This window comes from Salinibacterium sp. AL4.1 (genome assembly GCF_059767305.1).
Genome location: NZ_JBSOQK010000001.1, coordinates 1,317,272 through 1,330,589, shown reverse-complemented (window position 1 = coordinate 1,330,589; position 13,318 = coordinate 1,317,272). Strand labels below are relative to the sequence as shown.

General features: G+C 62.9%; 12 protein-coding genes. 7 read left to right on the top strand and 5 right to left on the bottom strand.

The window, feature by feature from the left end:
* Positions 1 to 20 precede the first annotated feature (20 nt).
* The 6 genes from ACWTV3_RS06580 (at position 21) to ACWTV3_RS06555 (ending at position 6,420) form a co-directional block, all read left to right on the top strand.
* Complete coding sequence (locus ACWTV3_RS06580) at positions 21 to 1,058, top strand: FecCD family ABC transporter permease (protein ID WP_498477370.1); 1,038 nt, start codon at positions 21 to 23, stop codon at positions 1,056 to 1,058.
* On the top strand, positions 1,055 to 2,047 hold the full coding sequence (locus ACWTV3_RS06575) for a FecCD family ABC transporter permease (RefSeq protein WP_498477369.1): 993 nt from the start codon (positions 1,055 to 1,057) through the stop codon (positions 2,045 to 2,047). The genes ACWTV3_RS06580 and ACWTV3_RS06575 overlap by 4 nt, the downstream gene beginning before the upstream one ends.
* A complete protein-coding gene (locus tag ACWTV3_RS06570) occupies positions 2,044 to 2,874 on the top strand; it encodes an ABC transporter ATP-binding protein (protein ID WP_498477368.1) in 831 nt (276 codons plus the stop codon). The genes ACWTV3_RS06575 and ACWTV3_RS06570 overlap by 4 nt, the downstream gene beginning before the upstream one ends.
* An 87-nt stretch (positions 2,875 to 2,961) precedes the next feature.
* Positions 2,962 to 3,972, top strand: coding sequence for an iron-siderophore ABC transporter substrate-binding protein (locus ACWTV3_RS06565; protein WP_498477367.1), 1,011 nt, complete (start codon positions 2,962 to 2,964; stop codon positions 3,970 to 3,972).
* Positions 3,973 to 4,175: 203 nt separating this feature from the next.
* Positions 4,176 to 5,234 (top strand): ABC transporter substrate-binding protein, encoded by a 1,059-nt coding sequence (locus tag ACWTV3_RS06560; RefSeq protein ID WP_498477366.1) that lies wholly within the window; start codon positions 4,176 to 4,178, stop codon positions 5,232 to 5,234.
* Positions 5,235 to 5,403: 169 nt separating this feature from the next.
* The gene (locus ACWTV3_RS06555; protein ID WP_498477365.1) at positions 5,404 to 6,420 is read left to right on the top strand and encodes an ABC transporter substrate-binding protein; all 1,017 of its coding nucleotides are present in this window, start codon (positions 5,404 to 5,406) and stop codon (positions 6,418 to 6,420) included.
* Positions 6,421 to 6,499: 79 nt separating this feature from the next.
* Here ACWTV3_RS06555 and trxA read toward each other — a convergent pair whose 3' ends face one another.
* Positions 6,500 to 6,901, bottom strand: a complete 402-nt coding sequence (gene trxA, locus ACWTV3_RS06550) for a thioredoxin (RefSeq protein ID WP_100388069.1) — start codon at positions 6,899 to 6,901, stop codon at positions 6,500 to 6,502.
* Between the two features lie 198 nt (positions 6,902 to 7,099).
* On the opposite strand from trxA, the gene ACWTV3_RS06545 reads away from it, so the two are divergent.
* Complete coding sequence (locus ACWTV3_RS06545) at positions 7,100 to 9,214, top strand: acyl-CoA dehydrogenase family protein (protein ID WP_498477947.1); 2,115 nt, start codon at positions 7,100 to 7,102, stop codon at positions 9,212 to 9,214.
* 129 nt (positions 9,215 to 9,343) lie between these two features.
* Here the strand turns inward: ACWTV3_RS06545 and ACWTV3_RS06540 are convergent, their stop codons facing one another.
* The 4 genes from ACWTV3_RS06540 to ACWTV3_RS06525 form a co-directional block, all read right to left on the bottom strand.
* On the bottom strand, positions 9,344 to 10,969 hold the full coding sequence (locus ACWTV3_RS06540; protein WP_498477364.1) for a DHA2 family efflux MFS transporter permease subunit: 1,626 nt from the start codon (positions 10,967 to 10,969) through the stop codon (positions 9,344 to 9,346).
* Complete coding sequence (locus ACWTV3_RS06535; RefSeq protein ID WP_498477363.1) at positions 10,969 to 11,763, bottom strand: TspO-related membrane protein; 795 nt, start codon at positions 11,761 to 11,763, stop codon at positions 10,969 to 10,971. Before ACWTV3_RS06535 ends, ACWTV3_RS06540 begins: the two co-directional genes overlap by 1 nt.
* A gap of 172 nt (positions 11,764 to 11,935) precedes the next feature.
* Positions 11,936 to 12,067 (bottom strand): hypothetical protein, encoded by a 132-nt coding sequence (locus ACWTV3_RS06530; protein ID WP_498477362.1) that lies wholly within the window; start codon positions 12,065 to 12,067, stop codon positions 11,936 to 11,938.
* Between the two features lie 109 nt (positions 12,068 to 12,176).
* Positions 12,177 to 13,190, bottom strand: coding sequence for a formylglycine-generating enzyme family protein (locus tag ACWTV3_RS06525; protein WP_498477361.1), 1,014 nt, complete (start codon positions 13,188 to 13,190; stop codon positions 12,177 to 12,179).
* Positions 13,191 to 13,318: the final 128 nt, after the last annotated feature.

Sequence of the window (13,318 nt, the reverse complement as noted above, 5' to 3'; positions counted from 1 at the left end):
TCGCACCGCCACCCCCGACTATGACCCAGACTGCCCCGGCTTCGCGCGTACGGCTGAGCCTGCGCACCCAACGCTGGATCACTCTCGGCTCGGCCCTCGGTTTGCTCGCGATTGTGCTCGTGCTGAGTCTTGCGCTCGGCGCGCGTGGCGTCGAGTTTTCGCAAATCTGGCAAGCGCTCTTCGATCCCGAGGCAGGCAACAATGACCAGCTAGTGATTCGCGAACTGCGGTTGCCGCGCACGATAGTCGGCTTGCTCGCGGGGCTCTCTCTCGGAGTCGCCGGGGCTGTCATGCAGGGCGTCACTCGCAACCCGCTCGCCGACCCGGGACTGCTCGGCGTCAACGCCGGGGCCTCGCTCGCCGTGGTCTTCGCGATCAGCGTGCTCTCGATCACCAACCCCACCGGCTACATCTGGTTCGCCTTCGCCGGAGCCGCGGGCGCTGCCGCCATCGTCTATGCGATCGGCTCCCTCGGCAGGGAAGGAGCAACGCCGGTCAAGCTCGTGCTTGCCGGAACAGCGGTCACCGCCGGCATCACCTCCGTGATCTCTCTCGTGCTCATCTCCGACACTGACACCCTGAACACCTTCCGCTTCTGGTCAGTCGGATCGCTCGCCAGCCGTGACCTAGAGGCCGTGCGCCTCACGATCGGGTTCGTCATCGTTGGTGCACTCCTCGCGATTATGTCGGGGCGGATGCTCAACCTCGTCGCCCTCGGAGATGACCTCGCTCGCGGCCTCGGCCAGCGGGTCTACGTTGCACGTGCGGTCGCCGCCGGAGCCGTCGTTCTACTCTGCGGATCCGCCACCGCGCTCGCCGGTCCCATCGTGTTTGTAGGCCTCGTGGTTCCGCACATCGTGCGCCCGTTCATGGGCCCCGACTATCGCTGGATCATCGCCGTCTCCGCCATCGTCGGCCCGAGTCTGCTGCTCATCGCGGACATCGTGGGCCGTCTCATCGTCGCGCCGTCTGAACTCGAGGCCGGCCTCGTGGTAGCCATCATCGGTGCTCCGGTCATGATCGCGCTCGTTCGCCGAGTGAAGTTGGCCGGGCTGTGACCCGTACGCGGCGCATCTCTGGCGTCCTCATCCTTGTTGCCTTAGCGCTTGCTCTCGCCAGTATTGCGGTCGGGGCATACACGCTCACGCTGCCCGACCTGCTCGTGACTCTTTTCGGCGGCGGCACCTCCTCTGACCAGTTCATCGTGTTCAAGCTGCGCCTGCCGCGGGTGCTTCTCGCAATTCTCGTGGCGGTCGCATTCGGTCTCGCTGGTGCTCTCTTCCAAAGCCTGTTGCGCAATGCCCTCGCTAGCCCTGACATCATCGGAATCAGTGGGGGAGCCAGCGTCGCGGCCGTCCTCAGCCTGCTCGTATTCGGCGCGACCGGCCTGATCGTCTCGCTCTCCGCCCTCGTCGGCGCTCTGCTCGTGGCATTCACGATCTACCTGCTGTCGTGGCGTTCGGGAATGAACGGCATGCGTTTCGTGCTCATCGGCGTCGGCATCGCGTTCATGGCGCAGTCAGTGATCGGTTATCTCATCACCCGCGGCGACGTGCGCGATGCTCAACAAGCCCTCGTGTGGATGGTCGGCGGGCTCGGCGGTGCGAGCTGGGACGACATCCTCATCATGGCCGTCAGTCTCGCGATCTTGCTTCCCGCGGTTTTCATGCTCTCCCCGAAGCTCCGGATGCTGCAGCTCGGCGACGATCTTGCTGCAGGACTCGGGGTCTCCGTGCAACGATCGCGGCTCGCCCTCATCGTCGTGGCCGTCGCCCTCGTCGCCATAGCTACAGCACTCGTGGGGCCGCTCGCCTTTGTGGCGTTCGTTTCTGCCCCGATCGCGCGACGTCTGGTGCGCGGGGGAGGCCTCGCCCTGGTGCCGAGTGCGCTCGTCGCGATCGTGCTCGTGCTCGGCGCCGACTTCGTTGCTCAACACCTGCTCACGGCGGGAACCCAGGTGCCGACGGGAATAGTCACCGGCATCGTGGGCGCTCCGTACTTGCTGTGGCTCATCTCCACCACTAACCGCGAAGGACGTGCATCGTGATCCAGACTGACGCAGGCCAGGCTGACGCACCCCGGAACCGCCCGACCCACGCGCTGTGTGCCGAGAATGTCACCCTCAACTACGGTGGCCGCGACATCGTGTCGAACTTGAGTGTCGAGATTCCCGACGGCAAGGTCACCGTGATTGTGGGCGCCAATGCCTGTGGCAAGTCGACACTGCTGCGCGGACTGTCGCGGTTGCTGCGACCGGCATCGGGCCACGTGACGCTCGACGGCCGCGACATTCATTCGGTGCCGTCGAAAGAAATCGCGCAAGTGGTCGGCATCTTGCCGCAGTCGCCGATCGCACCGGAGGGCATCACGGTCCGCGACCTTGTGGCTCGCGGACGCTACCCGCATCAGGGCTGGTTTCAGCAGTGGTCGGCAGCGGATGAGGCAGCCGTCGAGCACGCGCTCGAAGCGACCGACACCGCCCAGTTGGCATCGCGGCGCATCGAGGAGCTCTCAGGTGGGCAGCGTCAGCGGGTCTGGATAGCGATGGCGCTCAGCCAGGATCCCGACATTCTGCTGCTCGACGAGCCCACGACGTTCTTGGATGTGCGCCACCAGCTTGATGCCCTCGATGTGCTTGCTGACCTCAATCGCGAACGCGGCACGACGATTGTCATGGTGTTGCATGAGCTCAGCTTGGCTGCCCGCTACGCCGACCACATGATCCTCCTGTGCGAGGGCCGCATCATCGCGCAGGGCACGCCAGCTGAGGTGGTTACTGCCGAACGGATGCTCGAAGCCTTCGGGCTCGAAGCCCGCATCATCGACGACCCGGTGTCGGGATCGCCCATGGTAATTCCGCTGGGCCGGCGCTAGCACGCGCTCGAGTCCCAACCCCGCTTGCGTAATTTCCTTAGGCAAGCCTATCCTTACTCTGCACCTACTGTTCGATCGAGGAGATCAATGTCACGCCGACCCCGCCTTGCCGCATTCGCTGCAGCAACCGCCGCTCTTATCGCGCTGAGCGGTTGCGCCGCCTCAACGCCCGAAGGCGAAACGGACGCGCCCGCAGCATCCGACGCGTTCCCCGTCACGATCGAGCACGCTTTCGGCGAGACCGTAATCGAGAGCGAACCGCAGCGCGTACTCACCCTGGGTTGGGGTAGCGGCGACGCCGTTCTGGCCCTCGGCGTCGTGCCCGTCGGCATGGAAGCGCAGAACTACGGTGGTGACGAGAACGGCGTTCTTCCGTGGGCGGCGGATGCTCTCACCGAGATGGGCGCAGAGACCCCGCTCATCTTCCCCGCCACCACGGATGCTCCCGCCTACGAGCAGATCGCGGAAGCCGCTCCCGACCTGATCCTCGCAACCTACTCGGGAATCACCGAAGAGCAGTACGACCTGCTCAGCGAGATCGCGCCCGTTGTCGCTTACCCCGAGCTGCCGTGGTCGACTCCGTGGCGCGATGTCATCAGCATCACAGGTACCGCCCTCGGCCAGTCGGCTGCGGCGGATGAAGTGCTCGCAGACATCGACGCTCTCGTCGCTGAGAAGGCGGCCGAGCATCCTGAATTCGAAGGCAAGACCGTTGCGGCCACCTTCGACGTGGGCGGAACCTTCTACGTCTACAAGCCCGCCGACCCCCGCGTGGAGTTCTTGCTCGACCTTGGTCTCGAGAACGCGCCCGCCGTTGACGCCCTCTCCAACGGTGACTCCACCTTCTTCTACACGCTCAGCTACGAGAAGCTCGATGAACTCGACAGCGATCTGCTGATTGCCTACGCCGAGACTGAAGAAGTCGGCGACATTTTCGCCGCGCAGCCTTACGCCCAGAGCATCCCGGCCGTCGCCAACGGTGGCCTCGTCGCCGTCAATGGCGCATCGCTCGTCGCCTCGGTATCGCCTCCCACGGCGCTCTCGCTGCCCTGGGGAATCGACAGCTTCGTGGATGCGATTGCTGGCGCTCTGAACTAACGCATCACCACGCACAATCTCTTGCATAGAGGCCACTGACAGAAACGTCAGTGGCCTCTTGTGCGTTGCTCGCGGTGCTGGTGGCGGATGCTTGGCGAACAGTTGATAACGATCAGGCCGCAGCGCAAATATGGTCACCAAAAACGATATCGGTGACATAACCTCAGATCACAACTCATCCATTTCTATCGGGGGAACCACTCATGGCTGTGCGCCGCGCAAAAAGCATCACTCTCGTCTCGGTAGGTCTCGCGTGCTCGTTGCTGCTCGCCGGCTGCACACCGGCCTCGGATCCAGAGGCCCAACCATCAAGTGTGCCGAGCGCTACCGAGGTTCCGGCCTTCCCGACAACTCTTGTCTTCGAGGGCGGCGAGGTAACTCTCGATTTACTGCCTGAGCGCGTGGTCACGATCGGCGCCGAGCAAACAGATGCTGTGCTTGCGCTCGGAAGTTCGCCGGTCGGGATCGAGAAAGCCTTCGTTGCTCCCTGGCGCGAAGAAGCGGTCGCCGGTGTGGGTGGGGAAGCCCCGGTCATTCTGACTCCGAATAGTTACTCCGGTGATATCGCGGGCAGTGCTCCTGCGGATGTCGAAGCGTTGGCTCCCGATCTCATTCTCGCCGGGTTGATGTATTGCGTCTATGACTGCGATCCGGAGCCCACGGCGGAGTTCTACTCTTCCCTTGACGACGTTGCGCCCACTGTTCGTCCGACCACCGCCGCAATCGCTCCCGAAGGCTACAGCTCGGCAACGGCCTGGCGCGAAGCATTGATGCAGGCTGGTCAGGCTCTGGGGCAGACCAACGAGGCACAAGCGCTACTCGATTCGATCGACGCGTCGCTCGCCGCGGCAGCAGCGGCCCACCCTGAATTCTCGGGGAAGACGATTGCAACAGTCGGTGCGGCGGAAGGCGGATACTACGTGCGCACCGCTTCCTCTCCGTTCTCTGCGCTCTTGGCAGACTTGGGATTTAGCCCCCTCGATGTGTCGACGATCGAATTCGACGCTGTCGATGAGTCAGGGGCAGCCGTTTTGCTGACCTACGACCAGGTAGCGCTGCTCGACGTTGACATCATTGTGATCGGGGCAAATGAGGCGGCGGATTCCGCCGTGTCGAAGAGTCCTACCGCCGCAAATGGCGTTGTTTTTTACGCGGGTAACGCTGAACCCTCCTACTGGGGTGTGGCGCAACCAACTGCGCTTTCGGTGCCGTGGGCCTTGGATACTTTCGTCCAGAACCTCGCTGGCGCTCTCGCAAGCTAGGCAATTCGACCACCCCTGGATAACGATCAGGCCAAACTTTGTAACCAGAAAGGGAGGTAGATAAGCCAGTCGCTACGGTGAAGTGAGAAATCGCTCACTTATTGGATTGGGGACTCTGGTGTCTACTGCTTTCAGAAGAACAACGTCCGTCGCTGCGCTGGGGGTCGCTATGGCTGTCTTGCTCGGCGCTTGCGGCCCGCCCGCAGAGCCCGAACCCACCGCGGCACCAGCGGGAGGGCCTGCTCCCACCGAGACTGCTGCACCCCCATTTCCCAAAACAGTCGTGCACTCCGGGGGCGAAACCACGCTCGAGACAGCTCCAGGTCACATTTTCACCTTCGGTGCTGAGCAGACGGACTCTCTCTTAGCCTTGGGGATCGCGCCAGCAGCCTCAGAGCGTTCGTATGAGGGTGATTGGCGCGACGAGGCGATTGCCTCGCTCGGTATCGCGGCAATTCCGACGATCGAGCCACTGGAGGGAGACGATCTTGCGGACGTGAGTGCTGTGTCGCCTGATCTCATCGTTACGGGGTTGCCTTTCCACCCGATTGACATGGATCCCACATCGTGGATCGCGTTTTACGATTCTCTCCCTGACGTGGCGCCCACGATCCGTCCGTCACTTTCGGCCCTGGACTCTCCAGAGTTCAGCTCGTCGAACTCGTGGCGCGAAACCCTGCTCCAGATGGGGCAGATTGTTGGGCAGACGCCTGCGGCTGAGGCTCACTTAGCGTCAATCGACGAGTCGCTGGCCGCGCAGGCTGCGGCGCATCCGGAGTTCGCAGGAAAGACCATTGCGGTTGTCTCGCCGCAAGGGGGCTCTGTCGCCTACAGCAAATCGAACACGGCGATTGCTGCTCTGCTTGAGCAACTTGGGTTTACCTATGCCGATGACTCCGGTGTCGCGTACAACTCAGAATCAGCAAACGGCAAGGTGTATTACTTGTGGGCTGAGGACATCGTGCAGCTTGACCCTGATGTGCTGATTTATTTAGGGGACACGGTAGCCGCGCCCTATTGGGTGACGTTCGTCGAGGATAGTGTCACGGGAGCGGAAGGGACGATTCACTATCCCGGCTCCCTCGACGGGGCAACCCTGGGCATGATCGCACCCACTGTGCTCTCCGTGCCGTGGTCTATCGATGCCTTCGTGGCAGATCTCGCTGCGTCGTTCGGCGCTCCATAGACAGGCGCAATTCGCGCAAACAAAGGCCCCGCCGACATGACGTCGGCGGGGCCTTTGTGGTCTGCGGTGGTGCTACCGGTTAGTGCGAGTGCTCCGTGGGAGCTTCGCCAGCTTCGGCGGCAGCCTGCTGGGCAGCAACCTGCTTGTGAACCTCGACCATGTCGAGGTTCTTGGCTCCTTCAATGACCTGCTCGAGAGCAGGTGCGGGAAGGGCGCCAGGTTGCGAGAAGACGAGTACGCCTTCGCGGAAAACCATGAGCGTCGGAATCGAGGTGATTCCTGCAGCGCCCGCGAGTTCCTGCTGGTCTTCGGTGTCTACCTTGCCGAACGTGATGTCCGGGTGGGCTTCGCTTGCGGCTTCAAAGATGGGCCCGAACTGCTTACAGGGACCGCACCATTCAGCCCAGAAATCTACAAGCGTGATTCCGTCTTTAGTGACCGCCTGGCCAAAGTCTTCTGAGGTGAGAGTGATTGTCGACATAGTTACATCCTTTCACGGAGCCCAACAACGGCAACTGAATAATGATTCCCACAACGCTATGGCGGCTGTTTTGCGTTTATGCACAAAAGGATGTGGTGGGTCTGGCATCCACTTGGTTGACCGTGAACGAGACACTTTGCGGCCACGGGCAACGCTCGTAACGTGACGATTACCGAACTTTCACGAATCGAGATAGCCATGACCCAGGTTCACGACCACACGGCGACCGACGAGGCGCCGCAGTCATCCACCGCAGCCCCTGACGCCGCACCTTCCCCCGCCGCGACGACAGACGCAGCCCCCGCCATCAATGTTGAGTGGTTGGGCGAATACCTGTTGGGTAAGTGGGCGAAGGAGCGCAAAGAGTCGCGCACCCTGATGTCGAACCCCGAGTTCCACCGCGTCGACGGTCTCTCTATGGAAGACCACCGCGAGCGTGTGCTGCACCAGCTCTCGCTTCTCGTCGAGAACAAAGCCGTTCACCGCGCGTTCCCGATTGAGCTCGGCGGCGACGACAACCACGGCGGAAACATCGCCGCGTTCGAGGAAACCGTTCTGGCCGACCCGTCACTGCAGATCAAGTCGGGCGTGCAGTGGGGCCTCTTTGGTTCTGCTGTCGTGCACCTCGGCACGAAAGAGCATCACGACAAGTGGCTGCCCGACATCATGAGCCTCAAGACCCCCGGCGCCTTCGCGATGACCGAGATTGGTCACGGCTCGGATGTCGCGAGTATCGCTACTACCGCGACCTACGATGCCGACACCGATGAGTTCGTCATCAACACCCCGTTCCGCGCCGCGTGGAAGGAATACCTCGGCAACGCGGCGCTCCACGGCAAGGCAGCGACGGTCTTCGCCCAGCTCATCACCAAGGACGTCAACCACGGCGTTCACGCGTTCTACGTTCCGCTACGCGACGACAACGGCCCGCTCCCCGGAGTCTCGACCGAAGACGACGGCCTCAAGGGTGGTCTGAACGGCATCGACAACGGTCGTCTTCACTTCGACCACGTTAGCGTTCCTCGCACCAACCTCCTCAACCGCTACGGCAACGTCGACGAGAACGGTGACTACACCTCCGACATCGACAGCCCCGGTCGTCGCTTCTTCACGATGCTCGGCACACTTGTTCAGGGCCGGGTTTCGCTCGATGGCGCCGCGGTGCTCGCGAGCAAGCTGGCCTTGAACATCGCCATCAAGTACGGCTCGGAACGCCGACAGTTCACGGCATCCAGCAACACCAACGAAGAAGTGATTCTGGACTATCAGCGTCACCAACGCCGACTGCTGCCGCGCTTGGCTCAGACCTACGCGATGTCCTTCGCGCACGAGGAGTTCCTCGACAAGTTCGACGGAGTTTTCTCGGGCCGCACCGACACCGATGCTGACCGCCAAGACCTCGAAACGATCGCCGCTGCGCTCAAGCCGCTCAGCACGTGGGCCGCGCTCGACACCCTGCAAGAGGCCCGCGAGGCCTGCGGTGGCTCCGGCTTCATGGCCGAAAACCGCCTCACGCAGATGCGCGCCGACCTCGACATCTACGCCACCTTCGAGGGCGACAACAACGTGCTGCTCCAGCTCGTCGCTAAGCGACTGCTCACCGACTACTCGCGCAAGTTTGCGGGGGCGGATGCGGGTGCGATGGCTCACTACGTTGCCGACCAGGTCAATGAGGCTGCCGTCAACCGCACGGGTCTTCGCCGCTTCGCTCAGAACGTGGTCGACTTCGGTTCTACCGCCCGCTCGATCGGCTACGTTCGCGACACTGACTCCCAGCGTCAGCTGCTCACCGATCGGGTCGAAACAATGGTGGCGGATGTCGCGGGCAAGTTGCGACCGGCCAGCAAGCTTCCGCAGGCCGAGGCTGCCGCTCTCTTCAACAGTCACCAGAACCAGCTCATCCTGACCGCGTACGCGCACGGTGAGCTGCTGCAGTGGGAGGCGTTCACTCGCGCCATCGAGAAGATCGAAGACAAGGAAACCGCTCAGGTCATGACCTGGCTGCGCGACCTCTTCGGCTTCACTCTGATCGAGAAGAACCTCGCGTGGTACCTCATGCACGGTCGCATCTCCACGAACCGCGCGCAGGCCATCACCGACTACATCGACGACCGCCTGCTGCCGCGCTTGCGTCCGCAGGCTCTGGATCTCGTGGCCGCTTTCGGTCTGACCGACGAGTTGGTGCGCGCACCGATTGCCTCGGGTATCGAAGCGAAGCGCCAGAACGAGGCTCGCGACTATTACGCCACGCGCCGTGCCTCGGGCGAAGAGCCCGTGCACGAAAAGGATCTCAAGCAGAAGAAGCGCCGCTAAGCGTCGGCACTAAAAGAGGCTGGTCCCCCGCATTGTGCGGGGAACCAGCCTCTTTTGTGTCGGAGTGGCTCGAGCTGACTGCTAGCTAGCCTTCTGTCGAGGGGGCGACTTGCGGGGGCGGGCCCGTTGCTACGGTTCGCTCGTAGTCGTAGTGGAGCCCGCTTCTGTGGCGGAGCCCTCGGCGTCGTCATCGCCGCGACGTCCGCTGTCGAGGCGCAGGCTCGCGAGGAACCCGAACGCCAAGAATCCAGCAGCCGCGAGCGCGGAATACCGTGTCGAGTCGGTGAAGGCTTGACGGGCGTCGGCTGCGGCATCCGGCGACTGAGCATCAAGCGCGCTGATTCCGGTGCCCGCAGAGTCGACCACGAGGTCGACGATCTGACTGCGGGCTTCGGCGGGAATGTCGGCGCGCTCGGCGAGCTTGGCGTCGAGCCCGGTGCCGAGGCTCGCGAAGAGCACGGTGCCGAGAATGGCGATTCCGAGCGCGGAGCCGACCTGACGGGCCGTGCTTTGCGTTCCGGAACCTTGGCCCGACTGGCTGAGGGGCACATCCTTGAGCACCACGCTCGTGAGCTGGGCGGTAGCGAGGCCGACTCCGAAGCCGTAGATGAAGAGGCCGGGCGCGATGTGCCACCACTGCGCATCCGGGCTCAGGGCGAATGCCACGATCAGGATGCCGACAATCTCGGCTGCGATGCCGACCCGCACGATCGTGACGGGCGTGACCTTGTTGCCGAATGCACCCGCGAAACCGCTCGCGACGAACGAACCAATCGCGAGAGCGAGGATGACGAACCCGGTCTGCAGTGCGTCATAACCGAGCACGTTCTGCAGCCACAACGGCAGCGACAGGATGATGCCGAACTCACCGAGCGAGACGATCATCGCGGCGATGTTGCCGTTGCGGAACGACGGAATTTTCAGCAGTCCGAACGCGAGCATCGTTGACTTGCCGGCGCGCTCGCGGGCGAAGCCCCAGCGCACAAACACTATGCCGCTCACCAGAGCCAGGGCGAACGCGAATGGGATCGGGGAGATGTTCCACGTCCAGAACGCGGGAGGGGTGTCGCTGAAGAACCAGCCGTAGCTGCGGCCCTCAATGAGAGCGAAGACCAGCGACGCGAACAGCACTACGGAGAGAACTGCGCCCACGATATCCACTCGTCGTTGGGCGGAGGGTTCCTTCGATTCAATCGTGAAGACCAGGATGCCGATCACGATGATGACACCCAGTGGCACGTTGATGCCGAAGGCCCAGCGCCACGAGTAGTACGTCGTGAGCCAGCCGCCGAGGAGCGGGCCTACCGCAGCCATTCCGCCGATGGTGGAACCCCAGACAGCGAACGCGATGGCGCGCTCGCGGCCGCGGAAGGTGGCGTTGATTGTGGAGAGCGAGGAGGGGAGAATCATCGCGCCGCCGATGCCCTGCACGAGGCGGGAGGCGATGAGCAGGTCTCCGCTTGCCGCGGTCGCGGCGAGAATCGACGAAAGCGCGAAGACGACGACACCGATGAGGAGAACGCGGCGTCGGCCATAGCGATCAGCCAGCGTGCCGAACACGAGCAGCAGCGCGGCGAAAACAAGCGTGTAGCTCTCTTGAACCCACTGCACCTGCGTGGAGTTGAGATCGAGATCTTCGACGACAGAGGGGATCGCCACGTTGACGATTGTCGAATCGACGATGATCAGCGCCACGGCGATGCTGATGAAGAGAAGCCCCCACCACCGTCGCCGTGACGGTGCGGCGTCGTTCATTAGGCCTTCTGTTCAGCACGCAGTTGAGCGACGGCGAAGACAGCCGCGCTCGTCAGGACCGCAGCGACAGCGATGATGGCAGCGATCGCAGTGGGCTGTGAAATGAGGTCCCCCGTAAGGCGGGCGACCGCAAGCCACGCGAGTCCCCAGCTGAGCGAAAGAGCCGGGGCGAAGTGGGCGCGACCGCGAGCGGCGAGCGCGATTCCCGCAGCGCCGGCTACAGCAACAACAACAATGCCCCAGACATCTTGCGAGATTCCCCAGCCGTCAAAGCCGATGGCGTTCAACCACGCTGCGATGTTCGCGGCGGTGGCAACGCATACCCAACCGAGGTAGAGGCCGATGGTGCCGTCGGTGATGATGGCATCCACCGCACCCGCCGCCGGTAGCTTTACGGTGATCAGGTAGGCCCGAATGAGCACGAGCAGCAGAAGAATGATGACGGGCACGCTCAGCGCGAGCATGTCGAACTGGATCGAGAGGATCCACGCGGCATTGAGCACGAGCGAGGCGGCCACCCAGTAGCCGACGCGGCGGTGCAGTTCGGTGTTGGTCTGTTTGGGAAGCATCTGCCAGACGGCATAGGCCACGAGCCCAAAGTAGATGACGCTCCAGATAGTGAAAGCGGAACCGGCGGGTGCGATCACGGTGGCATCAGCACTGAGTGCTCCGCCGGCAACTTCTTGAACGGGAGTTCCCCCATACGCTCCGGAACCGACGAAGGCTCCGATGAGGGCGAAGGTCGCGCTCGCCGCAACCGTGATCTGCCGGACTACATCTCTGGATTCGCGCATTACGTTCTCCTTAGGTTGAGTGCCAGCCTAGAACTCCCTGAGTGGACTTAACCTAAGAATTGCTGAGATGCGGGTGTCGCTCAGGTACAGAAGTGAGCACGGTGGAGCTGCGCGTAGTGAAATCGGCACGCTCGGGCGAGGAGATCGACCGTGCGGCGTAGTAGTGCGCTTGTTAGGCGAACCCACCGAGAATGCTCGGCACTGCAAGGTTCACAAGCAAAATGACACCCGTGAGGATGACGATCGCGCCAATAACAACGAGAACAGCCTTGCCCAGAACGGTGACGACGGAGATGAAGTTCATGGCTCAAGAGTACCGGAGCGGATAGCGGAGCGGGCGCGGGATCTGGCGTAGCAGCGTTGGGCCGCTGGCGTTGCGCGAGTTGTTGTCGATTGCGCGGGTCTACGGCTAGCTAGAGCGCCACCGTGCGAAACCCCGCGTTGCCCATCGACGAGTCTGGCGTGTTCTGTGAGCGGGCCGAGTTGCGGTACCGATTGCAGTACGAGATGTGGCACAGGTAGCTGCCGCCGCGCAGCACGCGAACCGTTCCGTCACGCGGGCCGCCGGGGTTCGCAGTGGGGGAGTCAGTAGGGAGCGTCGCGTAGTAGTTGGCGTCGTACCAGTCGGCGCACCACTCCCACACATTGCCCACGGTTTGGAAGAGTCCGAAGCCGTTGGGCTCGAAGCTTCGCACGGGCGCGGTGGTGAGATAGCCGTCGTCGAGAGTGTTGGTGCGGGGAAACTCACCCTGGAAGATGTTGGTGCGCCAGCCGCCGGCATCCATCTCCTCGTTGCCCCACGGATACTTGGTCTGGTCGAGGCCGCCGCGCGAGGCGTACTCCCACTCGGCTTCGGTGGGCAGGCGCCGGCCCGCCCACGCGCAATAGGCTTGCGCGTCGTTGAAGCTGATGTGCACCACCGGATGATCGCCCAAGCCTTCGAGGGATGAGTTGCGTCCACCGGGGTGCTTCCAGTCGGCACCGTTCACTCCGAGCCACCATGGAGCTCCCGCTGCACGCCCCATGATGTCTTCTTCGGGGGCATCGACAGCGAGATGGAACACCGCTGAATTGCCAAAGGTCTCGGCCTCGGTGAGGTAGCCCGTGGCCTCTACGAATTGTGCAAAGTCGTCGTTAGTGACACTCGTGACATCGATTGAGAAAGCGCTCAGGGCGACCGGATGCTGCGGCAGTTCGCCATCGGCGGCGTTGTGATCGCCCGAGGAGTCGCCCATCACGAAGGTGCCGGCGGGTATTCCGGACTGCTCGATGAGGTGGTTTCCGGAACCGGGCGCAAAGGTCGCTGATTCGGCGCGTGCAGAAGACCTGGGAGGTGTGGAGAGTGGCAGGCCGAGGGGCGCCGCCGCGCTGCGCTGCGGTGAGCAGGTGCAGGAGTCTCCGCAGCTCGAGTTCGTAGCGTCATCCATCGTTCCAGCATATTCCTGCCCGGGATGGCCCAAAACCGGGCTGCTCACTGCGAGAACAAAGCGGCTAAACAGCGGATGCCGGGCATAAATTCAGTCTGTGACTTTCAACGACAATACTCGAATCAATC

Coding starts and splice junctions, on each gene's coding strand:
- ACWTV3_RS06560 (WP_498477366.1), top strand. CDS start 4,176: ATGGCTGTGCGCCGCGCAAAAAGCATCACTCTCGTCTCGGTAGGTCTC.
- trxA (WP_100388069.1), bottom strand. CDS start 6,901: ATGTCGACAATCACTCTCACCTCAGAAGACTTTGGCCAGGCGGTCACT.
- ACWTV3_RS06580 (WP_498477370.1), top strand. CDS start 21: ATGACCCAGACTGCCCCGGCTTCGCGCGTACGGCTGAGCCTGCGCACC.
- ACWTV3_RS06530 (WP_498477362.1), bottom strand. CDS start 12,067: ATGAACTTCATCTCCGTCGTCACCGTTCTGGGCAAGGCTGTTCTCGTT.
- ACWTV3_RS06535 (WP_498477363.1), bottom strand. CDS start 11,763: ATGCGCGAATCCAGAGATGTAGTCCGGCAGATCACGGTTGCGGCGAGC.
- ACWTV3_RS06555 (WP_498477365.1), top strand. CDS start 5,404: ATGGCTGTCTTGCTCGGCGCTTGCGGCCCGCCCGCAGAGCCCGAACCC.
- ACWTV3_RS06545 (WP_498477947.1), top strand. CDS start 7,100: ATGACCCAGGTTCACGACCACACGGCGACCGACGAGGCGCCGCAGTCA.
- ACWTV3_RS06525 (WP_498477361.1), bottom strand. CDS start 13,190: ATGGATGACGCTACGAACTCGAGCTGCGGAGACTCCTGCACCTGCTCA.
- ACWTV3_RS06565 (WP_498477367.1), top strand. CDS start 2,962: ATGTCACGCCGACCCCGCCTTGCCGCATTCGCTGCAGCAACCGCCGCT.
- ACWTV3_RS06540 (WP_498477364.1), bottom strand. CDS start 10,969: ATGAACGACGCCGCACCGTCACGGCGACGGTGGTGGGGGCTTCTCTTC.